This window comes from Kribbella sp. NPDC048915 (genome assembly GCF_040649595.1).
Classification (GTDB): domain Bacteria; phylum Actinomycetota; class Actinomycetes; order Propionibacteriales; family Kribbellaceae; genus Kribbella.
Genome location: NZ_JBEZFT010000023.1, coordinates 66,037 through 90,766, shown reverse-complemented (window position 1 = coordinate 90,766; position 24,730 = coordinate 66,037). Strand labels below are relative to the sequence as shown.

The following is a 24,730-nucleotide window of genomic DNA, read 5'->3' as shown; positions in this document are numbered from 1 at the left end:
GCTCAGGTGGAGTAAACCAGCCGCAATCGCTGGAAAAATCACTGCGTTTTGGTGCGGACGGAAACACCCAGATCCAATTTGCAACAGGCTCTACAGCGCGTCGGCGGTGATATAACCCGCTGTTGGTGCGGTGGTGGGTTCCACTTTGGTCTAGGGTGCGGCAGCCGTCGGCTCGATGCGCGACTGCGCTGCGGTGGGCGAGCCTTCCACCATGTCCGCCGCGTCCACCGCGTCCGCCGCGTCCACCGCGTCCGCCGCGTCCACCGCGTCCACCGCGTCCGCCGCGTCCGCCGCGTCCGCCGCGTCCACCGCGTCCACCATGTCCACCATGTCCACCATGTCCACCATGTCCACCACGCGGCGCGCATTCACCGCCCATGGCGAGTCCACGACGCAGCGCAGTTCCGCGCTGGGGCGCAGTCCTTGGTTGTTGATTGTGGATATCGGGTTGCCGTTGGGGCTGTTCTACGGGTTGCGGGCGTTGGGGGTGACTGACCTGATCTCGCTGCTCGTGGGCGTGATCCCGGGGCTGGTCAGCTCGGCGGTGTCGCTGGTGCGCAACCGCCGTACCGATCTGGTCGGCATGGCCGTCGTGGTCAGCATGGTGGCGAGTACGGTCGTCGCCCTGATCGGCGGGGACGCGCGGGTGCTGTTGGTCCGCAACGCGTGGGTCAGCCTGCCGTTCGCGCTCATCACGTTGTGGTCGTTGCGGCATCCGCAGCCGCTGACGTACGTCGTGACGCGCGCGCTGTTCGCTCCGCGCGCGGCGATCATGGACTGGCTGTGGGAGACCAATGCCCGGTTCCGCGAGGCGTGGAAGTGGATCACGGTCTGGTGGGGGATCGCGTGCATCATCGACGCGATCGCGCGCGTCGTCATCGCGTACACCCTCCCGATCTCCGTCGTCCCCGCCACCGACCCCATCATCACCATCGCCACGATCGTCGCCCTCCAGCCAGTCACCCTCGTCCTTCTTCACCGCAGTGGCACCTGGCACCAGGTCTTCGCCCGCCGCCTACGCCCCGCCGGGGCCGGGGCTGTCGGTGGGGGTGGTTAGGCTGCTCGGGTGAGTGATGGGTTGTTCGAACTTCCGGGTGCGCCTGCGCCGGCTCGGGGTGGTGGGTCGCTGGCGGACGTGGACCACACGGCGGCTCCGTTGGCGGTGCGGATGCGGCCGCGGAGTCTGGACGAACTGGTCGGCCAGCAGCATCTGCTCGCGCCCGGTTCGCCGTTGCGGCGGCTCGTCGAGGGCGATCAGCCGATGTCGCTGCTGCTGTGGGGGCCGCCGGGGACCGGGAAGACCACGATCGCGGCAGTGGTGTCGCATCAGACCAACCGGAAGTTCGTGGAGTTGTCCGCGGTCACGGCCGGTGTGAAGGACGTACGGCAGGTGATCGACGCCGCGCGGCGGGATCTGGCGCGGGCGACCGGTTCGGTGGAGACCGTGCTGTTCATCGACGAGGTGCACCGGTTCACGAAGGCTCAGCAGGATGCGCTGCTGCCCGGCGTGGAGAACCGTTGGGTCACCCTGGTCGCCGCCACCACCGAGAACCCGTTCTTCAGCGTCATCTCGCCGCTGCTGTCGCGCAGTCTGCTGCTCACGCTGGAGTCGCTCACCGACGACGACATCTCCCTGCTGCTCGATCGTGCGCTGGTCGACGAACGCGGGCTGAACGACGAGTTCGAGCTCGCCGACGACGCCCGCGATCACCTGCTGCGGATGGCCGGCGGCGACGCGCGCCGGGCGCTCACCTACCTGGAAGCCGCGGCCGGTGGCGCCCGCGCCAAGCACGAGCAGGCACTGAAGTACGCCGCCGCCCAGCGCCCCGAGCCGACCGAAGCCAAACCCGAAAGCGAAACCGAAACCGAAACCGCCAGGCCGAGCGACCGTGCCATGATCGATCTCGTCACCTTGGAGACGGCGGTCGATCGGGCCGCGGTGCGGTACGACCGGGCCGGCGACCAGCACTACGACGTGGCGTCGGCGCTGATCAAGTCGATCCGCGGGTCGGACGTCGACGCTGCGATGCATTACCTGGCGCGGATGATCGAGGCAGGCGAGGATCCGCGGTTCATCGCGCGACGGCTGGTGATTTCAGCGAGTGAGGACATCGGGATGGGCGACCCGACCGCGCTCGGGGTCGCGGTCGCGGCGGCTGAGGCGGTGCAGCTGATCGGCATGCCGGAGGCGCGGATCAACCTCGCGCAGGCAGTCGTCGCGCTCGCGCTGGCGCCGAAGTCGAACGCGGTGATCATGGCCGTCGACGCGGCGATCGCGGACGTGAAAGCCGGCAAGGTCGGTCCGGTCCCGCCGCATCTGCGCGACGCGCACTACGCCGGCGCGAAGAAGCTCGGTCACGGTACGTCGTACCAGTACTCACACGACGACCCGCGTGGCGTCGTACCCCAGCAGTACGCACCGGACGTGATCGACGGCACCGATTACTACCAGCCCACGCGGCGCGGCGGCGAAGCGGCGTACGCCGATCGTGTCGCCGCGATCCGCAAGATCCTCCGCGACCGGAAGTAACTTCTCGCATCGTGGGAGCCGCCCGGGGTGAACTTCGATCGGCGCGGCAGGTTGGGTAGGCTGCCTCTCGGCCTGGGGGTGAAGGGTTTTCTTGTGAGGCAGTTCCGTCTAGGTCGACATGCACGAACATTCGGAGCACGGCACAGTCGGCGGCGCGTACCGGTTGTGAAGCTCGGCGTACTCGCGGCGATCGTGCTCGCGGTGGCCGGCGCGTGGCTGTTCGTTCCGAGCGGATCGCGGCAGGCGTCGGAATCGGAGCCGGTGGGCGGCGGTGAGCCGTCGAGCCCGGTCGGGCGGGCGGAAGGTCCGTCGCGGTCGACCACGCGGCCGTCGTTGCCGGTGGGCCGGCCGTTGCAGCCGAGTACGCCGTGGAGCACGGCGTGGAAGCAGACGACGACCTGGCCGGGGTCCGCGACCAGCTCGTCCGACTCCGATGGCTGGCTGACGCCCGGCGGTACGACGACGCCGGACGACTCGACCACGCCGGGTGACCCCGCCACCACAAACCCGAAGACCGGCACACCGACAGACGACCCGACCACCGGTACGCCGTCCACAACCGTGCCGTCCACAGGTACGCCGTCCACCAGTACTCCGCCGTCCACCTCCACCCCGACGACGACAACACCACCTCCGACGACGGGAACGTCGACCACCCCGAATACGACGCCCCCGACCAGCACCACCCCGAGCACCATCCCAAGTAACACCCCAAGTAACACCCCAAGTAACACCCCGAGTAGCACACCGAGTAGCACACCGAGCACGACACCGCCGCCGACGAGCACCCCGCCGGCCACCCCGAGCAGTACGCCGGCCGTGGTCTACAAGGACTGCGCCGAGGTGCGCGCCGCGGGCAAGGCTCCGCTTTACCGCGGCGACCCCGGCTACACCCCCGAACTCGACCGCAACGGCGACGGCGTGGCCTGCGAGCGCGGCAACTCCTGACCACCTGGCACCAGCAGCAACTCATCCCGGCGCGGGAGTTACCCCCATCGGGTACAACGGATCTGACCCCACTGCTGACCTCGGGAAACGCCGGGGATGCGTTTGGTGGGGGACTGTGATGTGCGGGATGGTGTCCTGGAGCGGAGTGTGTTGGGGTCGCGCGATAAGGTCGGGCGGTCCACGGAGTTGCACAGAGTCGCGACGGGTTCGCGGCTGGTCGCACTGAGGTCGCTACGGAAGGTGGATCGTTTCCATGAGCGTCGGTGAAGTCGCGGGGTTGATAGCCGCCTGCGCGCTGCTCATCCTGGTGGGCCTGCTGGCCTATCCGATCCTGAAGCTCGGCAAGGTGTTCGACGAGACCCGGATCATGGTGAAGGGCGTCTCCGACTCCAGCGTCCCGCTGCTCGGCGAGGTGACCACCACGGTGGCGACCACCAACGCCCAGTTGGCGAAGGTGGACACGATCACCGACAACGCGACCACCGTGACCACCAACGCGGCCGCTCTGATGTCGCTGTTCTCGGCCACCGCCGGCGGTCCGCTGGTGAAGGCGGCCGCGTTCACGTACGGCGTCCGCCGGGCGCTCGGTGAGCAGCAGCGCAAGGACGTGGCCAAGCGCGTCAAGGACGAGATGAAGGCCGAGCGGAAGGCGCGGAAGCGGTGAAGCGGATCTTCTGGCTGATCGTCGGGATCGCCGTCGGCGTCTACGCCGTGACCCGGCTGAAGAAACGGGCGCAGGTGCTCGCTCCGGACAGTGTCCAGGAGTCCGCGGCCAAGCTGGCCGCCGCGGTCCGGCACTTCGGCGACCAGGTCCGTGAGGGCATGGCCGAGCGGGAGAGCGAGTTGCGGGACGCGCTGGGTATCGAGAACACCAACCATCGTGAGGACTACCGGTAACACCCATGGAAACCAGTGAGATCAGGCGGCGGTTCCTGCAGTTCTTCGAGGACCGCGGCCACACCGTGGTGCCGAGTGCGCCGCTGCCTTCGCCGGACCCGAACCTGCTGTTCAACGTCGCCGGCATGGCCCAGTTCGTCCCGTACTTCGTCGGCCAGCAGACCCCGCCGTACCCGCGGGCGACGAGCGTGCAGAAGTGCGTGCGGACGCTGGACATCGACGAGGTCGGCAAGACCACCCGGCACGGCACGTTCTTCCAGATGAACGGCAACTTCTCCTTCGGGGACTACTTCAAGGAGAAGGCCATCGAGTACGCCTGGGAGCTGGTGACCAAGCCGCAGAACGAAGGCGGCTACGGCTTCGACGAGTCGGTGCTGTACGCCTCGGTGTACTACGAGGACGACGAGGCGATCGCGCTCTGGAAGCGGATCGCGGGGCTGCCCGACGACCGGATCGTGCGGCTCGGGATGAAGGACAACTTCTGGTCGATGGGGATCCCGGGGCCGTGCGGCCCGTGTTCGGAGATCCTGATCGACCGCGGTCCCGAGTTCGGCGCGGACCGGGACTGGGAGGCGGGCGACCGCTACCTGGAGTTCTGGAACCTGGTGTTCATGCAGAACATCCGCGGTGAGGGCGGCGGCAAGGAGGGCTACCCGATCCTCGGCGAGCTGCCGAAGAAGAACATCGACACCGGCATGGGCCTGGAGCGGGTGGCCTACCTGCTGCAGGGCGTCGACAACATGTACGAGATCGACGAGATCTACCCGGTGATCGAGAAGGCCACCGAGCTCACCGGCCGCAAGTACGGCGCCGACCACGAGGACGACGTCCGCTTCCGCGTGGTCGCCGATCACGTGCGCAGCGCGCTGATGCTGATCGGCGACGGTGTGACGCCGGGCAACGAGCAGGGCGGGTATGTGCTGCGCCGCCTGCTCCGCCGGGCGATCCGCTCGATGCGGCTGCTCGGCTACGAGGACCCGAGCCTGGTCGAGCTGCTCCCGGTCAGCCTGGAGCAGATGCAGCGGTCGTACCCCGAGCTGGTCACCGACTTCGGCCGGATCAGCCAGGTCGCGTACGCCGAGGAGGAGGCGTTCCGCCGTACCCTCACCGCCGGTACGACGATCTTCGACGTCGCGGTCAAGGAGACCAAGGCCAGCGGCGCGCACCAGCTCGAGGGCCGCAAGGCGTTCCAGCTGCACGACACGTACGGCTTCCCGATCGACCTGACCATCGAGATGGCCGCCGAGCAGGGTCTGAACGTCGACACCGAAGGCTTCCGCGCCCTGATGAAGGAGCAGCGCGAGCGGGCCAAGGCCGACGCGCGCGCGAAGAAGGCCGGTCACGCCGACACGTCGGGCTACCGGCAGCTGCGGGAGAAGGGCGTCACCGAGTTCACCGGCTACCAGGAACTGGTCTCCGACTCCGAGGTCCGCGGGCTGCTGCGCGAGGGCGCGGTGGCGGACTTCGCCGAGCAGGGCGAGACCGTCGAGGTCGTGCTGGAGAAGACGCCGTTCTACGCCGAGTCCGGCGGTCAGATCGCCGACGAGGGCCTGATCACCGGTGACGGGCTGAAGCTCAAGGTGCTCGACGTGCAGCGGCCGGTCAAGGGCCTGATCGTGCACAAGGTCGAGATCCTCGAGGGCGTGCTGCGCCCGGGCGAGAACGTCCAGGCCGCGGTCGACCACGAGTGGCGGGTGCAGGCCTGTCAGGCCCACTCCGGGACGCACGTCGTGCACGCCGCACTCCGGCAGGTGCTCGGCCCGAACGCGCTGCAGAGCGGCTCGTACAACAAGCCCGGCTACCTGCGGCTCGACTTCGCCTGGTCCTCGGCGCTCGATCCGGCGACGCGTTCGGAGATCGAGGAGGTCGCGAACCTCGCCGTACGGCAGGACCTGCCGGTGTCGGCGCAGTACATGACCTTGCCGGAGGCCCGTGAGTGGGGCGCGCTGGCGCTGTTCGGGGAGACGTACGACGAGCAGGTCCGGGTCGTGGAGATCGGCGGACCGTGGTCGCGCGAACTCTGCGGTGGTACGCACGTGAAGCACTCGTCGCAGATCGGTGCGCTGACCATCACCAGCGAGTCGTCGGTCGGTGCCGGTGTGCGCCGGCTCGAGGCGTTCGTCGGGATGGACGCGCTGCACTACCTGGGCCGTGAGCGGGCGCTGGTCCGGCTGCTCAGCGAGAACCTGAAGGCCCGCCCGGAGGAGCTGCCCGCCAAGGTCGCCGACCTGGCCGAGCGGCTGCGGGCGGCCGAGAAGGAGCTCGAGCGGATGCGCGCCGCCCAGGTGCTGCAGGCCGCGGCGGAGCTGGCCAAGGAGCCGAAGGACGTCTTCGGCGTCCAGTACGTCGGCCACCGGGCACCCGACGGCGTGAACGGCGGCGACCTGCGCAAGCTGGCGCTGGACGTCCGTGGCCGGATGCCGAACGACAAGCCGGCCGTGGTCGCCGTACTGAGCGTGAACGACGGCAAGCCGGGCGTGGTGGTCGCGCTCAACGACACCGCGCGCGAGTGGCGGCTGAAGGCCGGTGACCTGGTCCGGATCGCGGCCGAGAAGCTCGGCGGCCGGGGCGGCGGCAAGGACGATGTCGCGCAGGGCGGCGGGACCGACCCGAGCGGCGCGGACGCCGCGCTGAGTGCCGTCGAGCATGCCATCGGTCACCAGGTGACCGGCTGAGAGACGCAGGCCGATGAGACGTGGCGTGCGGATCGCACTCGACATCGGCGATGCCCGGATCGGCGTCGCCAGCAGTGACCCGCACGGAATCCTGGCCACGCCTGTGGAGACCGTCCGGCGTGGCCCGGGCGATCTGGATAGGATCGCGGCACTCGCCGCCGAACTGGAGGCGTTCGAGATCGTGATCGGTCTGCCGCGCTCCCTGTCCGGGGGCGAGGGACCGGCCGCGGTGAAGATCCGGCAGACGGCCGAGCAGGTACGGGACAAGATCAGCGTGACGAACACGGGAGCGACGGTGCGGCTGGTGGACGAGCGGTTCACCACGGTCACCGCCGAACGGATGTTGCGGGAACGGGGAAAGAAGGGCTCCAAGCGGCGCGCCGTGGTCGACCAGGCCGCGGCGGTCGTCATTCTCCAGCACGCGCTCGACCTCGAGCGCGAGACCGGCAACCCACCCGGGAGGCCCCTGTGAACGGACCATCACTCGACGAGCACACCGACGAGGACGACCTCGGCGCCGGCCTCGGCCTGCGGCCGGAGTCCCGGGTCGATCGCCGCGCGAACCGGCGCAAGGCCCGCGGTCGGCGCGCCTTCGGCTGCTTCGCCGGTCTGATCTCGCTGCTCGTCGTCGGTGCCCTGGTGGCCGGGGCTGTGGTCGGCTTCGGCAAGGGCAAGGACGCGCTCGAGGGTCTGTTCTCCGCGCCCGACTACGAGGGCGCCGGCACCGGCACGGTGGTCGTCGAGATCACCAAGGGCCAAGCGACCGCGTCGATCGCGGACACCCTGGAGAAGAAGGAGGTCGTCAAGAGCGCCCGCGCCTTCGAGCGGGTGGCGCGCGACGATCCCCGCTCCCTGCAGATCCAGGCGGCCACGTACACGCTGCGCAAGCACATGTCCGCGAAGGCCGCCCTCGAGTTGATGCTGAACACGGCCGAGTCGGTCAAGGTGGCCCGGATCAGCATCCCGCCCGGCCGGACCAAGGCCGAGGTCGCGATGATCCTGCAGAACTCGAAGCTCAAGCTGCCGGCCGGTGCAGCCGCGACCGCGCTCGGCAACGGGAAGGCCCTCGGCCTGCCGGCGTACGCGAAGGGCAACCCGGAAGGTTTCCTGTTCCCGGGCACGTACGACGTCCCGAAGAACGCGAACGCGTACACCATGATCAAGCTGATGACCGCGCAGTATGCGAAGACCGCGGGCTCGATGGACCTGGTGAACACGGCGCAGCGGAAGAAGCTCGACCCGTACCAGGCCGTCATCGTGGCCAGCATCATCGGCGCGGAGACGAACCGCCAGGAGGACTACGCGAAGGTCGCGCGGGTCATCTACAACCGGCTCGCGCGCGGCATGAAGCTGCAGATGGACTCGACCATCCACTACGTGGTCGGCCGCGACGGCGGTGTGTTCACGACGTCCGAGCAGCGCAAGAACCCCTCGCCGTACAACACCTACGTGCACAAGGACCTGCCGCCGACGCCGATCAACTCGCCGACCCGCGAGCAGTTGCGGGCCGCGATCAACCCGGCGCAGGGTTCCTGGCTGTACTTCACGCTGGTCGACCTGGACACCGGCGAGACGGCGTTCGCGAGCACCCTCGAGGAACACAACAAGAACGTTGCCAAGCTCCAGACCTGGTGCGCCGCGCACAAGGGGCGGTGCTGACAGTTGACCCGCTGTTTCGTCCTCGGTTCGCCGATCGCGCATTCGCTGTCGCCGGCGATGCATCGGGCCGCGTACGCCGCGCTCGGGCTGGACTGGACGTACGACGCGTTCCAGGTCGAGGAGGACGAGTTGCGCGCGTTCGTCGCGTCGCTCGGTGACGACGTCCGCGGGCTGTCGCTGACGATGCCGTTGAAACGGGTCGCGCTCGACCTGGTCGGCACGGTCGATCCGGTCGCCGAGCTGATCGGCGCGGCCAACACGATGTTGTTCGAGCCGGACGGATCACGCTCGGCGCACAACACCGACGTACCCGGGCTGGTGAACGCCTTCGCCGAGCGAGGCATCACGGCGGCGGAGTCTGCGGTCGTGCTCGGCGGTGGCGCGACCGCCGCGTCAACGCTGGCCGCGCTGCGCGGCATGCAGGTCAGCGAGGTGACGGTCGTCGTCCGGGACATCGCCAAGGCCGAGCGGCTTCGTGATCTGGCGGCCGAGCTCGGGCTCGCGACGTCGGTCGCGGACTTCTCGCAGGTCGACCAGATCGGTGGTTTCGACCTGTGCGTGTCGACGCTGCCCGGCGGCGCGGTGGACCCGTGGGCCGAGCACTTCGCCGGCGTCGCGCCGGTGGTGTTCGACGTGGCGTACCACCCCTGGCCGACCAAGCTCGCGATCGCGGCGCATCGTGTCGGTACCGAGTTGTTGAACGGACTTGACCTGCTCGTGCATCAGGCGACCCTTCAGGTCGAGATGATGACGGGTAGGTCGCCGGCTCCTCTGGCGGCCATGAGGGCTGCCGCGCAGGAGGAGCTGGGGGAACGTGAGCCTGCTTGATCGCCGTACTGTGCTGAGGGTCGGCGCCGTCGCGGCCGTTGCCACGCTGGCCGGCTGCGCCGACACGCCGGACACCGGCAGTCCCACGCCGTCCCCGAGCACATCCGACGAAACCCCTGGTACGCCGACGACCAGCGCGCCCAGCCAAACCTCGAACGCGCCGAACTGGAAGGCGTTGAGCAGCTCGCTCGACGGCGACCTGTACCTGCCGTCGACCTCCGGGTACGCCGCCGCGCACCAGCTGTTCAACCCACGCTGGGACAGCGTCCGCCCGGCCGCCGTGGTGAAGGCGGCGACCGCGTCCGATGTCCAGCAGGCGATCACGTTCGCCCGTGAAAGCAACCTCGTCCTGGTCCCGAAGAGCGGTGGCCACTCGTACGTCGGCGCCTCGACGATCGCGCACGGCCTCCAGCTCGACGTCGGCGGACTGAAGTCGATGAAGTACGCGAACAACACCCTCACCGTCGGCGCGGGCGCACGGCTGTACGACGTCCATGCCTTCCTCGACCGCTACGGACAGTCGCTGCCGACCGGTACCTGCCCGACGGTCGGTGTCGCGGGGCTGACCCTCGGCGGCGGCCAGGGAGTCCACACACGGACCTACGGTCTGACCTGTGACCGGGTCGTGGCGATGGATGTGGTCACCGCCGACGGCAAGACTCACACCGTCAGCGCCGGCAACGAGCCAGAGTTGTTCGCCGCGCTCCGGGGGAGCGGCGGCGGGAACCTCGCGGTCGTCACCTCGTTCACCTTCAGCACCATCCCGGGGACCAAGCTCGGCTTCTTCCGGCTGACCTGGCCGGAGGCGCAGGCCGCGGCTGTCGTCAACGGCTGGCAGCAGTTCGTGCAGAGCGCGCCGACCACTACCTGGGGCAACCTGCATATCGATGCCAAGAGCAACGGCACGCTGGCGATCCGCGTCCTCGGCGTCTCCACGACCGGCGACGCGACCGCGGCGGCCGCGCAACTGGAGTCACTCGTCGGTGCGAAGGCCTCCGGCCGGCAGTTGTCGGTCAAGTCCCACCTGGAGGCGGTGAAGTACCTCGGCGGCGGGACGACGAGTCCGCGGCAGGGATTCCTCGCCGGGTCCGACGTACTCAAGGGTCCGATGGACGCGGCAACGATCACCGCGGTCCTCGGCGCGGTGAAGTCCGCCGCGCGGGCCGCGACACCGGCGTCGGCGATCTTCGACCCGCTCGGCGGCCAGGCCGCGAAGACACCGGCGGGCGGCTCGTCGTGGCCGTGGCGGAGCGCGCTCGCCGTGATCCAGTGGTACTCCTCGGCGCAGGGCCAGAACGCGCAGACCTTCATCGCGAACGGCCACCGCGCGGTCGGATCGTTCTCGGCCGGCGGGTACGTGAACTACCCCGAGGCCGGCCGCGCGGTCTCTTCGTACTACGGCGCGAGCGCGGCGAAGTTGCAGGCGGCGAAACAGAAGTACGACCCGGACAACTTCTTCCACACCCCGTACACCTTTTGATAGCTAGTGTTCGGCGCGTGAAACTGTGGCGCGTGATCGCGGGTGTGCTGGCTGCCGGATTCGTGGCGGCTGGGGTAACGCCCGCGTGGGCCTGTGCCTGCGGCGGGTATCTGCCGGACGCCGAGTCTTCTGCGCGCGCGTACGGCGAGAACGCGCTGGTGCAGTACTCCGGTGGTACCGAGCAGATCACCCTCTCGATGTCGGTGCAGGGCCAGTCGCAGAAGGCGGCCTGGATCATGCCGGTCCCGGCGGCGGCGAAGGTCAACCTGGTCGAGGACACGCAACTGTTTGAGCGGCTGGGCCGCGCGGTCGCGCCGCAGCGGGTGTACAAGAAGACCTACTGGCCCTTCCGCGACACCGGGTTCGGCCGGGGCCGGGGGGACTCAGCGGGCGCGGTACCGCCGGGCGCGCCGGTGAACGTGCGCGAGCAAATGGTGCTCGGTCCGTTCGCGGTCACCCGGCTCGACGGCACCAGCGGTACCGCGGTCACCAACTGGCTGCGCGCGAACGGGTACGTCGTGCCCGCGACGCTGGCCGCGAACCTCACGCCGTACCTGATCGAGAACTGGGAGATCGTCGCGGTGAAGCTCGCGCCGAAGCAGCCCGGTGAAAGGCTGGGCGGCTCGACGCCGCCGCTGCGGCTGACCTTCGCCTCGGACCGGATCGTGTACCCGATGCGGCTCAGCAAGGGCGCGACCACGCCACAGACCGTGACGGTGTACGTCGCCGCCGAGCATCGCGTCGACGCCACGAAGGTGCCGGACGCGTCGGTGACCCCAGAGCTGCTGTACGCCGGGCGGCCCGTGCTGGAGTCGCTGCCGGCGCCGGCCGACTTCCTGACCGCGTACACCGCGAGATATCAGAACCCGTCGCAGATCACCGACGACTTCACGTTCGAGCAAGCCGCGAACGACGACGAGTTCCGGCGAACCGTCTACATCACGGAGAACGACGGCCGCTGGAGCACCGTCGGGGTGATCTTCGGTGGCCTCCTGCTGCTCGGCGTCGGCGCCGCCGCTCTCGCGCGGGTGCTGGTCCGGCGGGCGGCCGCCGGCACGCCGCGGTAGATCGTCTAGGGTCGGGGATCGTGCCGGCTGACAACGCGTTGCTCGCTGCGGGGATCGGCGCGGTCGGTTGTGGCGCGGTCGCGGCAGTGCTCGGCCCGTGGCTGATGCGGCGGATCCCCGAGCCGGAGCTCGACGAGGGCGAGACCAAGGTGCCGTACGCGTCGCTGGCCTCGCCGCGCGCGACCTTGTGGTGCGGCGGTCTGGCGGCCGTCGCCGGCGGTCTGATCGGGTGGCTGCTCGGTCTCGACGCGGCGCTGCCGGCCTGGCTGGTGCTCGTGGTGGCCGGCGCGATCCTCGGCTACATCGACGCGCGCACGCGGTTCCTGCCGTCGGTGATCATCTGGCCGACGTACGTCCTGGTCGGGCTCGGCCTCCTGATCGCCGCGGCGGCGACGGGGGAGTGGGAGTCGTTGCGCCGGGCAGCGATCGCGGGGGCGATCGGGTTCGCGGTGTTCTATGTGCTGTGGTTCACGTTCCCGCGCGGCGTCGGGTTCGGCGACGTCCGGCTGTCGGGGTTGCTCGGCCTGGCGCTCGGCTGGCTCGGCTGGGGCGAGTTCGTGTCCGGGCTGTACGGCGGCTTCTTCCTCGGCGCGATCGTCGGCATCGTGCTGATCGCGACCCGCGTGATGACGCGCAAGCAGATGGTTCCGTTCGGGCCGTTCATGCTCGTCGGGGCGCTGGCCGGCGTCCTGCTCGGGACGCCGCTGGAGGCGTTGTACGCCGGATAGCTGAGCCACGTACTCCACCAGATGGCTGATGTGCGCGCACCGTCGGTCTTCCTAGGGTCGAGGTACTCGAATCTGGGGAGGAATCCATGCCAGTCAGCCGACGAGGTCTCCTGGCCGGAACGGCCGCGGTGGCCACCACAGCCGCGACCGCGGGCCATGCCTTCGCGGCACCCGCAGCAGCATCCGCGCCGCCGGTCTCCGGTGCGAAGATCGGTCCGAACGATGCGCGGTACCAGGATCTCGTGCTGCGCGGGCAGAACCGCCGCTTCGTCGCGAAACCCGACTACGTGCGGGTGATCCAGTCGGCCGCGGACGCGGTCGCGGCCGTTCAGGAAGCGGTCCGCAGCGGGAAGCGGATCGCAGTGCGCGGCGGTGGCCATTGCTTTGAGGACTTCGTGGACCACGGCGACGTCGAGGTGCTGCTCGACCTGTCGACGTACGACGAGGTGACCTGGGACCCGAAATACCGCGCGTTCTCGATCGGCGCGGGCGCGACGCTCGAGACGGTCTACAAGGAACTGTTCTACAACTGGGGTGTCACGGTGCCGGGCGGCGGATGCCTCAGCGTCGGCGTCGGCGGTCACTTCTGCGGTGGTGGGTACGGGCCGCTGTCCCGCAAGTACGGCTCGGTCGTCGACCATCTGTACGGCGTGGAGGTCGTGGTCGTCGACGCCCGCGGTCGCGCCCGGTCGGTGCTGGCCACGCGCAACAACGCGCACCGCGACCTGTGGTGGGCGCACACCGGGGGCGGCGGCGGGAACTTCGGCGTCGTCACCCGCTACCTGATGCGCAGCGCGGGCGCGGCGGGCCGCACGCCGGCCGAATCGTTGCCGAAGGCACCGGCCGCGCTGCGGTCGAGCCTGCTGCTGTACGACTGGAAGTCGACCACGCAGGCGAGCTTCCTGCGGACGGTCCGGAACTGGTTCGATTTCTTCGAGCAGCACAACACCGCGGACTCGCCGTACGCGACGCTCTATGCGCCGTTCGTCCTCACGCACTCGTCCGCCGGGCAGTATCTGCTCTCCACCCAGCTCGACGCGGCGGTGCCCAATGCGGCCGAGCTGATGACGGCGTTCAACGCGGCGATGACGGCCGGCGTGGACCCGAAGCCGCAGCTGATCGACGTCGGCGAGGGACCGTTCCTGCACACCACGATGGAGCGTTCGATCGCGGAGACGCCGTCGCCGGGCCGCGGGAAGTACAAGGCCGGCTACCTCAAGAAGGGGTACACCGACGAGCAGGTGCTGGCGATGTACCGCGGCCTGACCGACACGTCGTACAACGGGCCGGTGTCCTCGATCCTGCTCGTGCCGTACGGCGGGAAGGTGAACACCGTCGCGCCCGACGCGACCGCGGCCGCGCAACGCGACGTGGTGGCCAAGATGGTGCTCACCGCGGCCTGGTCCGACGCGGCCGAGGACGACCAGCACGTCGCGTGGACGCGGAAGGTGTACGCCGACCTGTACCGCGACACGGGCGGTGCCCCGGTGCCGAACGCGGTGAACGCGGGCTCGTACATCAACTACCCGGATGTCGACCTGGCGGATCCGGCGTACAACAGGTCCGGCGTCCCGTGGCACGACCTGTACTACCTGGGGAACTACCCGCGGCTGCAGCAGATCAAGGCGAAGTGGGACCCACGCAACGTGTTCCGCCACAACCTCTCGATCGAGCCGCGCTGAATCACCAGCCCGGATAGGGGGTGGTGCCAGCGCTACCCCCAAGACGGGATCTGGAGCCAGTTCTTTCGTCGCCTCGGGCCCGTACGGTCGTTGACAGGAGCAACCGATCGTCGAAGGAGCGCAGCATGACCCCCGCATTTCGCCGGACCGCCGGGCGACTGGCCGCGGCGGCGTTCGGCACCGCAGCCCTGGCCGGCGCCGCGATCGCCGGCGGGCACGCGGCCCTGGCCGAGACCTCCTGCGAGGAATCCGCGATCGCCAAGACCTTCAACGCCGTCCTCACCGTCCGTACCGGCCCGACCACCGAGAACCAGACCTGCGACTGATGGGATCGGGCGGTCGACGGAGCCGGTGCGGCAGGTCGCCGTCGAATGACCTTGCTCGTGGTCGGAGAGCTCAGGCAGGGACCGGCGTCTGGGGAGTGGGATCGGCGTGAAAGAATCGCCGCATGCTGCGCTGGCTCACCGCCGGCGAGTCGCACGGACAAGCGCTCGTCGCCGTACTCGAAGGTCTTCCCGCAGGCGTGCAGGTCACCACGGACGACGTGGCCGACGCCCTGGCTCGTCGTCGGCTGGGCTACGGCCGCGGCGCCCGGATGAAGTTCGAGCGGGACGAGGTGACGTTCCTCGGCGGGTTCCGGCACGGTCTCACCCTCGGCAGCCCGGTCGCGATCCAGGTCGGCAACACCGAGTGGCCCAAGTGGGAGCAGGTGATGAGCGCCGACCCGGTCGACCCGGCCGTCCTCGAAGGCCTGGCCCGGAACGCCCCGCTGACCCGTCCGCGCCCCGGCCACGCCGACCTGGCCGGCATGCAGAAGTACGGCTTCGACGAGGCCCGCCCGGTGCTCGAGCGCGCCAGCGCCCGGGAGACCGCGGCCCGGGTCGCGCTCGGCGAGGTCGCGGCCCGGTTCCTTCGCCAGGCGTACGGCGTGACGATCGTCAGCCATGTGGTCGAGCTCGGCACGGTGAAGGCGCCGTACGGCGTGATCCCGGCGTACGGCGATGTCGCGAAGCTGGACGCCGACCCGGTGCGCTGCCTCGACCCGGACACGAGCAAGCAGATGGTGGCCGAGATCGACGCCGCGCAGAAGGCCGGCGACACCCTCGGCGGCGTCGTCGAGGTCGTCGTCGACGGTCTTCCGCCGGGCCTCGGCAGCTACGTGCACTGGGACCGCCGCCTTGATTCGAAGCTGGCCGGTGCGCTGATGGGCATCCAGGCGATCAAGGGCGTCGAGCTCGGCGACGGGTTCGAACTGGCCCGCACGCCCGGCTCCAAGGCACACGACGAGATCGTCGCCGAGGACGGGAACGTCCGCCGCACCAGCGGCCGCTCGGGCGGTACCGAGGGCGGCATGAGCACCGGCGAGACGCTGCGGGTACGGGCCGCGATGAAGCCGATCGCGACCGTGCCGCGGGCGCTGCGCACGATCGACACCGCCACCGGCGAGGCCGCTGCCGCGCATCACCAGCGCTCGGACGTCTGCGCCGTACCGGCGGCCGGGATCGTCGCCGAGGCGATGGTCGCGCTGGTGCTGGCCGAGGTGTCGCTGGAGAAGTTCGGCGGCGACTCGGTCGCGGAGACCGCGCGCAACCACCAGTCCTACCTGGCGAACCTGCCGAAGACGATCACGCCACGGGAGTGGGAGTGAGCCCGATCGTCGTCCTGGTCGGCCCGCCCGGATCGGGCAAGTCCACGATCGCGGCGCTGCTGTCGCAGCGGCTCGGCGTACCGCACCGGGACACCGACACCGACACCGAGGCGACCGCCGGCAAGCCGATCTCGGACATCTTCGTCGACGAGGGCGAGGCGCACTTCCGCACGCTCGAGCGGGCCGCAATTGTCGCCGCGCTGGAGGCTGACGGTGAGGTCCTGTCGCTCGGCGGTGGGGCGATCCTGGACGCCGGCACCCGCGCCGACCTGGCCGGGCACACCGTGGTGTTCCTCGACGTCAGCCTGTCCGAGGCCACCAAGCGGGTCGGACTGAGCGTCGCGCGGCCGCTGCTGCTCGGCAACGTCCGCACCCAGTTGCGCAACCTGATGGAGGCGCGGCGCCCACTCTACGAAGAGGTTGCGAAGCAGACCGTGCTGACCGACGGCAAGACCCCGGAGCAGATCGCCGACGAGATCCTGGGACAGCTGTCGTGAGCGCCCGGATCCGTGTCACCGCGTCCGCGCCGTACGACGTCGTCATCGGCCACAACCTGCTCGGCGAACTGCCCGGCCTGCTCGGCGAAGGCGTGCAGCGGGTCGCGGTGATCCACCCGCGCGCGCTGCGCGAGACCGGCGACGCGATCCGCGACGACCTGACCGCGTCCGGGTTCACCGCGCACGCGATCGAGGTGCCGGATGCGGAGGAGGCCAAGACCGCCGAGGTGCTGGCGTACTGCTGGTCGGTGCTCGGCCAGGCCGGCTTCACCCGCTCCGACGCGATCGTCGGCGTCGGCGGCGGGACGACCACCGACCTTGCCGGCTTCGTCGCCGCGACCTGGTTGCGCGGGGTCAAGGTCGTGCAGATCCCGACCACGCTGCTCGGCATGGTCGACGCCGCCGTCGGCGGCAAGACCGGCATCAACACCGCCGAAGGCAAGAACCTGGTCGGCGCCTTCTGGGAACCGGCCGGCGTCCTGTGCGACCTGGCCGCGCTCGAGTCGCTGCCGGCGAACGACTACGTCAGCGGGCTCGCCGAGGTCGTGAAGTGCGGCTTCATCGCCGACCCGGTGATCCTCGATCTGGTCGAGAAGGACCCGGCCGGCGCCACCAGCCCGTCGTACGCGGCGACCGAGGAACTGATCGCCCGCTCGATCCAGGTCAAGGCCGACACCGTCGGCGCCGACCTGCGCGAACGCACCACGACCGCCGGCGGCCGGATCGGGCGCGAGGCGCTCAACTACGGGCACACGCTCGGCCACGCGATCGAGCGCGTCGAGCGGTACAAGTGGCGGCACGGCGCCGCGATCAGCATCGGCATGCTCTTCGTCGCCGAACTCGCCCGCGCCGCCGGCCGCCTCGACGACCCCACGGCCGACCGCCACCGTACCGTCCTGGAATCCCTCGGCCTCCCGGTCAGCTACCGCCCCGACGCCTGGCCGCACCTCCACGACGCCATGAAGCTCGACAAAAAGACCCGCGCCGACCGGCTCCGCTTCGTCATCCTGGACGGCCTGGCCAAACCCACCATCCTCGAGGCCCCCGACCCCAGCCTCCTCGTCGCCGCCTACAGCGAAATCACCTGAGAGATGGCATGGCTTCGGCCACGCGGTGCGGCCGGAGGTCGTTGCGCAAAGCCGCTAGGGTGATGGCTGTGACGGATGGGAACATGCGGGTGCTCGTGCTGAACGGTCCGAATCTCGGGCGGCTGGGGTCGCGGGAGCCGGAGAAGTACGGTACGACGACGTTCGCCGAACTGGTCGACGTGTGTGCGAAGACCGGCGCCGAGCTCGGGCTCGATGTCGAGGTGCGGCAGACCGACGACGAGGCGGAGCTGGTCGGCTGGCTGCACGAGGCGGCCGACACCCGGACGCCGGTGGTCCTCAACCCGGCCGCGTTCACGCACTATTCGTACTCGCTGCGGGACGCGATCGCGCAACGGACCGCTCCGCTGATCGAGATCCATCTGACCAACCCGGCCACCCGCGAGGAGTTCCGGCACACCAGCGTCGTCGCCGGAGTGGCGACGGGGACCATCGCCGGGTTCGGCCTCGACTCGTACCGTCTCGCCCTGCGCGCACTGACGTCACTCGATTCATAACCAACGTGCCCTTTTGGGCATCAGGTGGGTGTGAGCAGCTTTCGCCCGACCGCGCGCACCGCTGCGCCAAGACCGTTCTTGGGGGAGTGACGACGATGACCGCACACCATCTGGAAGCACGACAGGCCGAGCGCCGAATCCCGGTCTGGGTGCGAGCGTTCGACCCGCTGTCGGAGTTCGGGCTGGTGCATGCGCTCCGGCAGTGTCCGGAGATCAGTCTGATCGACGACCGTGACCTCTCGGCTCGGCCTACCGCGTTGCGGAGCGTGCAGGGGTCGGCGTCGCGGCGTACTGCGCCTGCGGTGGTCGCGTTGGTCGCCGTCGAGTCGCTGGACGCCGGAGCCGTTCACGTCCTGCGCGCTGCGACGCAGCGGGGTTGCCGCGTCGTGCTGATCGGCAGCGCGATCGACGACGAGGCATTGCTGACCGCGGTCGAGCTGGGGGTGTCCGGCGTACTGCGACGTACGGAGGCCACTGCCGACCGCATCGTGCGGCTGGTACAGGCTGCCGCCGAGGAGGACGACAGCCTGCCTTCGGACCTGCTCGGCCGGCTGCTCGGGCAGACGTCTCGCACGGCCCGCGGAGACGCGGTCGCCACCCTCTCGGACCGGGAGACGCAGGTACTGCGACTTGTTGCGGACGGCAAGGATACGCAGGAGATCGCTCGCGAACTGTCGTACTCCGAGCGGACGGTGAAGAACGTCCTGCACGACATCACCAGCCGCCTGAACCTCAGGAACAGGTCGCACGCCGTCGCCTACGCGCTGCGCGAAGGCCTGATCTAAGAAGGCCTGATCTAAGAAGGGCTGATCCGAGAAGGGCTGATCCGAGAAGGGCTGATCTGAGCGTCGACCAGCTCGCGCACGCGCTCGACCGGGCGGTACAACTGCCGGAGGAGCCACCAGCAGACCGCCGCGAGAACAGGCGCGGCGCCGCTGAACAGCACGGTCAGGATCCCGCGACCCCAGTCGTGCGGCCCGACGGTCAGCATGCCGCCGAGAGCGAGCACCAGCACCATGTTGGTGACGCCGGCGACCACGGTCGCCGCACTCGCGAGACCGAGCAGCCGGCGCGGCCAGCCGCCGTCGATCGCGGCGATCACGATGCCGCCCAGCACGGCTGCGACGATCGGCGCGCTGTACGCCGCGGCGAGTCCGATTCGGCCGGGTGTGGTGATCAGGTAGAGCGCGTCGAACACGGCCGCGATCCCGAGCAGTGCGACCGCGCAGTACTGCAGGACGTAGTCGATCAGGTTCGCGTTGTCGTCGGTCATGCCGATCCTCGCTGTTCCCCTTTCTCGAGGTGACGGACGCGGGCCGAGTTCACCCAGAACAGGCGGCCGTTGCAGTCGATCAGGGTCTGCGGCCCGCGGCGGCTGAAGCGTGACGAGTGCGCCCGTGCCGAGATCCAGCGGCCGCCGATCAGGACCTGGACCGGTTCCGGAGCGTGCGTGCCGCGCGGGATCACGCGGGGCGCCGGGCGGGTGGGCGTGTGCGTCGGAGTGCGAGTCAGGGTCGGTGCATGGTTCATGGCGTCGTACCTGCTGGGCTCGTCATCAGATGGATGACTTGGTTCCTTGTCATCTATGCGATGACATGCTATACCGGAAGTGCGTATTGGCACCACCACCCGATGAGTCGTGGAACTGAAGGAGGTGCAGGTGACGATGTTGATGCGCACGGACCCGTTCCGGGAGTTCGACCGGCTGGTGCAGCAGTTCTTCGGCAGCCAGTCCTCGGGGACGTGGTCACACCCGAAGTCGATGCCGATGGACGCCTATCGGGACGGCGATCAGTACGTCGTCGCGTTCGACCTGCCCGGCGTGTCACCGGACGCGATCGACCTGGACATCGAGCGCAACGTGCTGACCGTGAAGGCCGAGCGCCGGCCGGCCGAACTGGCCGAGGGCGCCCAGCTGCAGGTCTCTGAGCGTCCGCTTGGGGTGTTCTCGCGGCAGCTGTTCCTCGGCGACACGCTGGACGCGGACCGGATCGAGGCCCACTACGAGGCCGGCGTGCTGTTCCTGCGGATCCCGATCGTCGAGGGGGCGAAGCCGCGCAAGATCGCGATCACGTCCGGCTCCGAGCGCCAGCAGCTCGACACCTGAGCCGGCGGTCGTGATCCGGTGATCCCGACCCGGCGATCCTGACCAGGTGATGCGGCGCCCGCCCGCACCCTTTCCAGCAACCCGGCGATGACCCGAGCCGGCCAGTCCCTCCTGGGACAGCAGAGTCGGCGCGGGAGGCCGCATCACCGTCTCGCAGTCGCGACCGGCGAGGAGGAACGGTGAACCAGCAGGACTGCGTGCTGCTCAAGTACGGCGAACTCGTGCTGAAGGGCCGCAACCGCGGGCGGTTCGAGCGCCAACTGATCCGGAACGTCCGCCGAGCCGTCGCCGACCTGCCCGACCCGGTGGACCTCGACCGCCGCGACTCCGTGCTCGTACTGCGATCCGCCCACGCCACCAAGGAGGACTTGGCGGACCGGGCGCAGTACGTGATGGGCATCAACGTCGTACAGCCCGCAGTGCGAGTCGCGAAACGACCTGCTGCCGCAGCCGCCGCGGCCGTTGAGCTACTGCGTGACCACAGCGGTCCGCGCCGGTTCGCCGTCCGCGCCCGTCGGCGGGACAAGGACTTTCCACTGACCTCGAAGCAACTCGCCGCGTACGTCGGTGATCGCGTCCGGACCGAGTACCGCTGGCCGGTCGATCTGGATGATCCCGACGTCGAAATCGCCGTCGAGGTCGACCGGTCCGAGGTGTTCGTGTCGATCCTGCGCGAACCCGGTCAAGGTGGTCTTCCGGTCGGCTGCAGCGGACGCGCGATGGTGTTGCTGTCCGGCGGCTTCGACTCGCCGGTCGCCGCGTATCGCGCGATGCGCCGCGGGCTGCGCTGCGAGTTCATCCACTTCACCGGCGCACCGCTGACCGGGCCCGCGTCGGCGTACAAGGCGTACGGGCACCTGCGCCAACTCGGCCGATTTCAAGGGGATTCGCGGCTGCACGTCGTACCGCTCGGGTCCGCGCAGCAGGAGCTCGCGCGGGCCGGCGCGGGACGCCTGCAAACGGTCGCGCAGCGGAGGCTGATGATCCGTACCGCCGACGCGCTCGCCCGTCGTCTCGGGGCGCAGGCGCTGGTGACCGGTGACAGTCTCGGCCAAGTCGCGAGTCAGACGCTCAGCAACCTCGCGGCGGTCGAACACGCCGCCACGCTGCCGTTGCTGCGGCCGTTACTCGGCTGGGACAAGGCGGAGATCATCGCCGAGGCGCGCCGGATCGGGACCGCGGAGATCGCGCCGTTGCCCGATGAGGACTGCTGCAGCCTGCTCACGCCGCCGTACCCGGCGACGGCCGCGACCGACGAGCAACTCAAGGTGCTCGAGGACCGCATCGACGTCCGGAACCTCGTCCCCGCGTTGCTCGCGAAGGCGCAGATCTTCAGCCCGGCCGCCGCGGGATCGGCTACTGCGCGCCCGGAGGAGTGGGCCGCGGCGGGTTGCTGACGGTCTGCCAGAGTTCCTCGATGTCGGAACGGTCGTCGGGCTCGGGGGTGTCGACCCAGCCGCTCGCCCAGACGTTCTCCTCGCGGTCGTCGAGGTTGAAGATCGACTCCGCGAACGCCGCCGAACCGACGTACCGCTCCTCGTCGGCGTCGGCGTCGGCGTCGGTGTCGGTGTGGTCGAGGGCATCCCAGTCACCGGAGTCCTCGGGTACGTCGGCCTGCTGCCCGCGGGCCGCCTGCGGCGTGACCAGCTCACGCGCGTACTTCTGCGCCTCGAGGATGCCCAGGTCTCGCTCGTCGCTCAGCAACCGGATGGCGCCGACCTCGTTGCCCGCCGCCATCAATTCACGCACCTGCGCGTCCAGGTCCTGGGTCGGCCGCGGGAGGTTGTTCTGCGGCGGCCGATGCGCCGGCGGCGGGTACTGGCCCTGGTTGTACGGCGCCGGGTTGTATTGGCCCGGATAGAACGGCTCCGGCGTGTACTGCGGCTGCCCGGGCGAGGCGAGCTCGTCGGGGCGACGCGGCTGGCGGCCGTTCTGCATGAGCTGCTGCAGCATCGCGGCCGCCTGCTGGCTGCCCTGCGGACCGGTCTGGACCGGGAAGATGCCCGGCCCGCCCGGCTGGCCTGGAGCGACGCCGGGCTGCCCGGCCGGCTGGGTGAACTGGCCCTGGAACTGCGCCGGCTGCGAACCCGCCTGCTGCGCCTGGAGCCGCTCGACGAGGGCCTGCATCCGCGCGCTCGAGCGGCCGCCGTTCTGGTTGGCCTGCTGCTTCGCCTTGCTGATCAAGCTGACCACGATCATCACCACGACGAAGATCACGAACCCCGTCATCGCCGGCCTCCTGGCACCTGGGGAGAAGGTCTGAACGCCCAGCCTAAGGCCGCCGAGGTCCGCGGAATCGGAGGATCACGCCTCCGGCCGCTACAATCACGTGTTACCTCAGATCAATTCGAAGGGCATATCCGCGTGGCAACGACGAACGACCTCAAGAACGGCATGGTGCTCGACCTGGACGGGCAGCTGTGGTCCGTCGTCTGGTTCCAGCATCACAAGCCGGGCAAGGGCGGCGCCGTCGTCCGGACCAAGCTGAAGAACGTGCTGTCCGGCAAGGTGGTCGACAAGACCTTCAACGCCGACGTCAAGGTCGACGTGGCCACGGTCGACAAGCGCGACATGACCTACCTGTACAACGACGGTTCGTCGTACGTGTTCATGGACAAGTCGACGTACGACCAGCTCCAGATCCAGCCCGACGTGGTCGGTGACGCCGCCCACTTCCTGCTCGAGAACCAGGACGCGATCGTCGCGGTGCACGACGACCTCCCGCTGTATGTCGAGCTCCCGGCCTCGGTCGAGCTCGTCGTCGAGTACACCGAGCCGGGCCTGCAGGGTGACCGGTCGACCGGTGGCACGAAGCCGGCGAAGCTGGAGACGGGGTACACCATCCAGGTCCCGCTGTTCCTGACCACGGGCGAGAAGGTCAAGGTGGACACCCGGACCGGGGACTACCTCGGCCGCGTCACCTCCTGATCGCCCCGAGCCGGAGAGAAGCGACAACAGCAGATGTCTGCCCGGAGCAAGGCACGTAAACGCGCGCTCGACGTGTTGTTCGAGTCGGAGGTCAGGGGGCTGCCGGTCGGCGGCACCCTGGCCGACCGGGTGGCCGACAACGACCCGCCGGTGAACGAGTTCACCGTGTCGCTCGTCGAAGGGGTCGCGAAACACATCGAGCAGATCGACGATCTGCTCGAGACCCACTCGGTGGGCTGGACGCTGGACCGGATGCCGGCGGTCGACCGGAACATCCTGCGGATCGGCGCCTACGAGCTGCTGTACGACGACCAGGTGCCGGATGTGGTCGCGGTGAGCGAAGCGGTCGCGCTGGCGCGGGACCTGTCGACGGACGAATCGCCGACGTTCGTGAACGGGCTGCTGGCGAGACTGCTGCAGCTCAAGCCCACCCTGGGCGTCTGACGCCGATCCGGCGCGCCGCAGGGAAGCGAGGGGGGCGAGCCCTCGTCGTGGTGTCAGGCCCGGCAACCGTCTCGGTACGGTCCCGGGCCGCCGATGCGTCCCCGTCTGCGGCCGGGGTGAGGTGGAACCCCTGCCGCTTGGTGGTGCTGGTTGTCTCGGTGTGCTGGAAGTGATGGTCAGCAGTGGGAGGCGGGCGGCCGCGGGCCAGCTGCTACAAGCCCCGACCGTCTGGTGCCTACCGCACTACCTGTCAGCAGTGTGTTTCAGCAGTACTGCGTGGCGTCAGGCGCCGGCGGCCTCGGACGACGTCGACTCCTCGACCTCACCCTTCGCCTCCGGGTTCAGCACACCCCAGGAGATGAAGCGCTCGGTGAGCGTGGTCGGCGACTCGTCGTAGATGACCGCGAGCGTGCGCATGTCGTCCTGACGGATCGACAGCACCTTGCCGTTGTAGTCCCCGCGCTGAGCCTGGATCGTGGCGGCGTACCGCGTGAGCGGACCGGCCTCGCTGGCGTCGAGGTGCTGGAGCGCCTCGAGGTCGAGGATCAGCTTGGGCGGAGCGGCTGCCGCGGCGGCCGCGCTGGCGGACCCAGGGAGCAGCTCACGGATCGGCACGCCGTAGAAATCGGCGAGCTCCGCGAGCTTCTGGACCGTGACGGCTCGATCGCCGCGCTCGTACGAGCCGACGACGACCGCCTTCCAGCGACCCTTGGACTTCTCTTCCACGCCGTGCAGCGACAGTCCTTGCTGCTGGCGGATGGCGCGCAACTTGCCACCCAGTGTCTTCGCGTATTCGCTAGGCACGCTGGTTCTTCCCTCCGACTAGTTCGTCATGTCCCGGTCCGTTGTACGGGCCGGTAAAGGTGAACCCCCCTCGGTTACACAGAGTAACAATATTCCGGGGCGAAGGCCAGCGTCAAGACGGCGTGTCACATCCGATACCATGTCAAGCGGTCCGAACGTCCTTTAAAGACCCGTCCAGAGAGGCGGGAAAGGAGGAACGGTAGCG

General features: G+C 69.4%; 27 protein-coding genes. 23 read left to right on the top strand and 4 right to left on the bottom strand.

Going from position 1 to position 24,730, the window contains the following annotated elements; translation table 11 throughout:
* Positions 1-150 precede the first annotated feature (150 nt).
* On the bottom strand, positions 151-348 hold the full coding sequence (locus AB0B82_RS15215; protein ID WP_360167424.1) for a hypothetical protein: 198 nt from the start codon (positions 346-348) through the stop codon (positions 151-153).
* Between AB0B82_RS15215 and AB0B82_RS15210 the strand changes: the two genes are divergently transcribed.
* The 19 genes from AB0B82_RS15210 (at position 347) to AB0B82_RS15120 (ending at position 19,027) form a co-directional block, all read left to right on the top strand.
* A complete protein-coding gene (locus AB0B82_RS15210) occupies positions 347-1,057 on the top strand; it encodes a VC0807 family protein (protein WP_360167421.1) in 711 nt (236 codons plus the stop codon). The two genes, AB0B82_RS15215 and AB0B82_RS15210, sit on opposite strands and share 2 nt — an antisense overlap.
* A gap of 9 nt (positions 1,058-1,066) precedes the next feature.
* Positions 1,067-2,530 carry a replication-associated recombination protein A gene (locus AB0B82_RS15205; protein ID WP_360167418.1) on the top strand — a complete coding sequence of 488 codons (1,464 nt, stop codon included), beginning with the start codon at positions 1,067-1,069 and terminating at the stop codon, positions 2,528-2,530.
* Positions 2,531-2,695: 165 nt separating this feature from the next.
* The gene (locus AB0B82_RS15200; RefSeq protein ID WP_360167415.1) at positions 2,696-3,478 is read left to right on the top strand and encodes an excalibur calcium-binding domain-containing protein; all 783 of its coding nucleotides are present in this window, start codon (positions 2,696-2,698) and stop codon (positions 3,476-3,478) included.
* Positions 3,479-3,731: 253 nt separating this feature from the next.
* Positions 3,732-4,142 (top strand): DUF948 domain-containing protein, encoded by a 411-nt coding sequence (locus tag AB0B82_RS15195; RefSeq protein WP_167209706.1) that lies wholly within the window; start codon positions 3,732-3,734, stop codon positions 4,140-4,142.
* Positions 4,139-4,375: a DUF6167 family protein gene (locus AB0B82_RS15190; RefSeq protein ID WP_360167410.1), complete on the top strand. Its 237-nt coding sequence runs from the start codon at positions 4,139-4,141 to the stop codon at positions 4,373-4,375. Before AB0B82_RS15195 ends, AB0B82_RS15190 begins: the two co-directional genes overlap by 4 nt.
* Positions 4,376-4,380: 5 nt before the next feature.
* Positions 4,381-7,050: an alanine--tRNA ligase gene (gene alaS, locus AB0B82_RS15185; protein ID WP_360167407.1), complete on the top strand. Its 2,670-nt coding sequence runs from the start codon at positions 4,381-4,383 to the stop codon at positions 7,048-7,050.
* A 25-nt stretch (positions 7,051-7,075) separates the two neighbouring features.
* The gene (gene ruvX / locus AB0B82_RS15180) at positions 7,076-7,522 is read left to right on the top strand and encodes a Holliday junction resolvase RuvX (protein ID WP_360167404.1); all 447 of its coding nucleotides are present in this window, start codon (positions 7,076-7,078) and stop codon (positions 7,520-7,522) included.
* Positions 7,519-8,709 (top strand): endolytic transglycosylase MltG, encoded by a 1,191-nt coding sequence (gene mltG, locus AB0B82_RS15175; RefSeq protein WP_360167401.1) that lies wholly within the window; start codon positions 7,519-7,521, stop codon positions 8,707-8,709. The genes ruvX and mltG overlap by 4 nt, the downstream gene beginning before the upstream one ends.
* A gap of 3 nt (positions 8,710-8,712) precedes the next feature.
* Complete coding sequence (locus AB0B82_RS15170) at positions 8,713-9,537, top strand: shikimate dehydrogenase (RefSeq protein ID WP_360167398.1); 825 nt, start codon at positions 8,713-8,715, stop codon at positions 9,535-9,537.
* Positions 9,524-11,017, top strand: coding sequence for an FAD-binding oxidoreductase (locus AB0B82_RS15165; RefSeq protein WP_360167395.1), 1,494 nt, complete (start codon positions 9,524-9,526; stop codon positions 11,015-11,017). The genes AB0B82_RS15170 and AB0B82_RS15165 overlap by 14 nt, the downstream gene beginning before the upstream one ends.
* 17 nt (positions 11,018-11,034) lie before the next feature.
* Entirely contained in the window at positions 11,035-12,084 is a 1,050-nt protein-coding gene (locus AB0B82_RS15160; protein WP_360167392.1) for a DUF2330 domain-containing protein, read from the top strand.
* Positions 12,085-12,104: 20 nt separating this feature from the next.
* Positions 12,105-12,812 (top strand): A24 family peptidase, encoded by a 708-nt coding sequence (locus AB0B82_RS15155; RefSeq protein WP_360167389.1) that lies wholly within the window; start codon positions 12,105-12,107, stop codon positions 12,810-12,812.
* 86 nt (positions 12,813-12,898) lie between these two features.
* Positions 12,899-14,494, top strand: coding sequence for a BBE domain-containing protein (locus AB0B82_RS15150; protein ID WP_360167386.1), 1,596 nt, complete (start codon positions 12,899-12,901; stop codon positions 14,492-14,494).
* Between the two features lie 125 nt (positions 14,495-14,619).
* The gene (locus AB0B82_RS15145; RefSeq protein ID WP_360167383.1) at positions 14,620-14,820 is read left to right on the top strand and encodes a hypothetical protein; all 201 of its coding nucleotides are present in this window, start codon (positions 14,620-14,622) and stop codon (positions 14,818-14,820) included.
* A gap of 122 nt (positions 14,821-14,942) precedes the next feature.
* Positions 14,943-16,142 (top strand): chorismate synthase, encoded by a 1,200-nt coding sequence (aroC, locus tag AB0B82_RS15140; RefSeq protein ID WP_360167380.1) that lies wholly within the window; start codon positions 14,943-14,945, stop codon positions 16,140-16,142.
* Positions 16,139-16,639 (top strand): shikimate kinase, encoded by a 501-nt coding sequence (locus tag AB0B82_RS15135; protein ID WP_360167377.1) that lies wholly within the window; start codon positions 16,139-16,141, stop codon positions 16,637-16,639. Before aroC ends, AB0B82_RS15135 begins: the two co-directional genes overlap by 4 nt.
* On the top strand, positions 16,636-17,727 hold the full coding sequence (gene aroB / locus AB0B82_RS15130; protein ID WP_360167374.1) for a 3-dehydroquinate synthase: 1,092 nt from the start codon (positions 16,636-16,638) through the stop codon (positions 17,725-17,727). The genes AB0B82_RS15135 and aroB overlap by 4 nt, the downstream gene beginning before the upstream one ends.
* An 83-nt stretch (positions 17,728-17,810) precedes the next feature.
* Entirely contained in the window at positions 17,811-18,242 is a 432-nt protein-coding gene (gene aroQ, locus AB0B82_RS15125) for a type II 3-dehydroquinate dehydratase (protein WP_360167430.1), read from the top strand.
* A 95-nt stretch (positions 18,243-18,337) separates the two neighbouring features.
* Complete coding sequence (locus AB0B82_RS15120; protein WP_360167371.1) at positions 18,338-19,027, top strand: response regulator transcription factor; 690 nt, start codon at positions 18,338-18,340, stop codon at positions 19,025-19,027.
* A gap of 11 nt (positions 19,028-19,038) precedes the next feature.
* Here AB0B82_RS15120 and AB0B82_RS15115 read toward each other — a convergent pair whose 3' ends face one another.
* A complete protein-coding gene (locus AB0B82_RS15115) occupies positions 19,039-19,515 on the bottom strand; it encodes a hypothetical protein (protein WP_360167368.1) in 477 nt (158 codons plus the stop codon).
* A gap of 393 nt (positions 19,516-19,908) precedes the next feature.
* Between AB0B82_RS15115 and AB0B82_RS15110 the strand changes: the two genes are divergently transcribed.
* Positions 19,909-20,349, top strand: coding sequence for an Hsp20/alpha crystallin family protein (locus AB0B82_RS15110; RefSeq protein WP_360167427.1), 441 nt, complete (start codon positions 19,909-19,911; stop codon positions 20,347-20,349).
* Between the two features lie 179 nt (positions 20,350-20,528).
* Entirely contained in the window at positions 20,529-21,746 is a 1,218-nt protein-coding gene (gene thiI / locus AB0B82_RS15105; protein ID WP_360167365.1) for a tRNA uracil 4-sulfurtransferase ThiI, read from the top strand.
* On the opposite strand, the gene AB0B82_RS15100 is transcribed toward thiI, so the two are convergent.
* The gene (locus AB0B82_RS15100) at positions 21,706-22,578 is read right to left on the bottom strand and encodes a hypothetical protein (protein ID WP_360167363.1); all 873 of its coding nucleotides are present in this window, start codon (positions 22,576-22,578) and stop codon (positions 21,706-21,708) included. The genes thiI and AB0B82_RS15100 overlap by 41 nt on opposite strands.
* A gap of 135 nt (positions 22,579-22,713) precedes the next feature.
* Between AB0B82_RS15100 and efp the strand changes: the two genes are divergently transcribed.
* On the top strand, positions 22,714-23,277 hold the full coding sequence (gene efp / locus AB0B82_RS15095; protein ID WP_360167360.1) for an elongation factor P: 564 nt from the start codon (positions 22,714-22,716) through the stop codon (positions 23,275-23,277).
* A 33-nt stretch (positions 23,278-23,310) separates the two neighbouring features.
* Positions 23,311-23,721, top strand: coding sequence for a transcription antitermination factor NusB (gene nusB / locus AB0B82_RS15090; protein WP_360167357.1), 411 nt, complete (start codon positions 23,311-23,313; stop codon positions 23,719-23,721).
* Positions 23,722-24,003: 282 nt separating this feature from the next.
* Here the strand turns inward: nusB and AB0B82_RS15085 are convergent, their stop codons facing one another.
* A complete protein-coding gene (locus AB0B82_RS15085) occupies positions 24,004-24,525 on the bottom strand; it encodes a transcriptional regulator (RefSeq protein WP_360167354.1) in 522 nt (173 codons plus the stop codon).
* Positions 24,526-24,730 lie beyond the last annotated feature (205 nt).

Coding starts and splice junctions, on each gene's coding strand:
- AB0B82_RS15210 (WP_360167421.1), top strand. CDS start 347: ATGTCCACCACGCGGCGCGCATTCACCGCCCATGGCGAGTCCACGACG.
- AB0B82_RS15215 (WP_360167424.1), bottom strand. CDS start 348: ATGGTGGACATGGTGGACATGGTGGACATGGTGGACGCGGTGGACGCG.
- AB0B82_RS15195 (WP_167209706.1), top strand. CDS start 3,732: ATGAGCGTCGGTGAAGTCGCGGGGTTGATAGCCGCCTGCGCGCTGCTC.
- alaS (WP_360167407.1), top strand. CDS start 4,381: ATGGAAACCAGTGAGATCAGGCGGCGGTTCCTGCAGTTCTTCGAGGAC.
- AB0B82_RS15150 (WP_360167386.1), top strand. CDS start 12,899: ATGCCAGTCAGCCGACGAGGTCTCCTGGCCGGAACGGCCGCGGTGGCC.
- AB0B82_RS15145 (WP_360167383.1), top strand. CDS start 14,620: ATGACCCCCGCATTTCGCCGGACCGCCGGGCGACTGGCCGCGGCGGCG.
- aroC (WP_360167380.1), top strand. CDS start 14,943: ATGCTGCGCTGGCTCACCGCCGGCGAGTCGCACGGACAAGCGCTCGTC.
- aroQ (WP_360167430.1), top strand. CDS start 17,811: ATGCGGGTGCTCGTGCTGAACGGTCCGAATCTCGGGCGGCTGGGGTCG.
- AB0B82_RS15120 (WP_360167371.1), top strand. CDS start 18,338: ATGACCGCACACCATCTGGAAGCACGACAGGCCGAGCGCCGAATCCCG.
- AB0B82_RS15115 (WP_360167368.1), bottom strand. CDS start 19,515: ATGACCGACGACAACGCGAACCTGATCGACTACGTCCTGCAGTACTGC.
- AB0B82_RS15110 (WP_360167427.1), top strand. CDS start 19,909: ATGTTGATGCGCACGGACCCGTTCCGGGAGTTCGACCGGCTGGTGCAG.
- AB0B82_RS15100 (WP_360167363.1), bottom strand. CDS start 22,578: ATGACGGGGTTCGTGATCTTCGTCGTGGTGATGATCGTGGTCAGCTTG.
- nusB (WP_360167357.1), top strand. CDS start 23,311: ATGTCTGCCCGGAGCAAGGCACGTAAACGCGCGCTCGACGTGTTGTTC.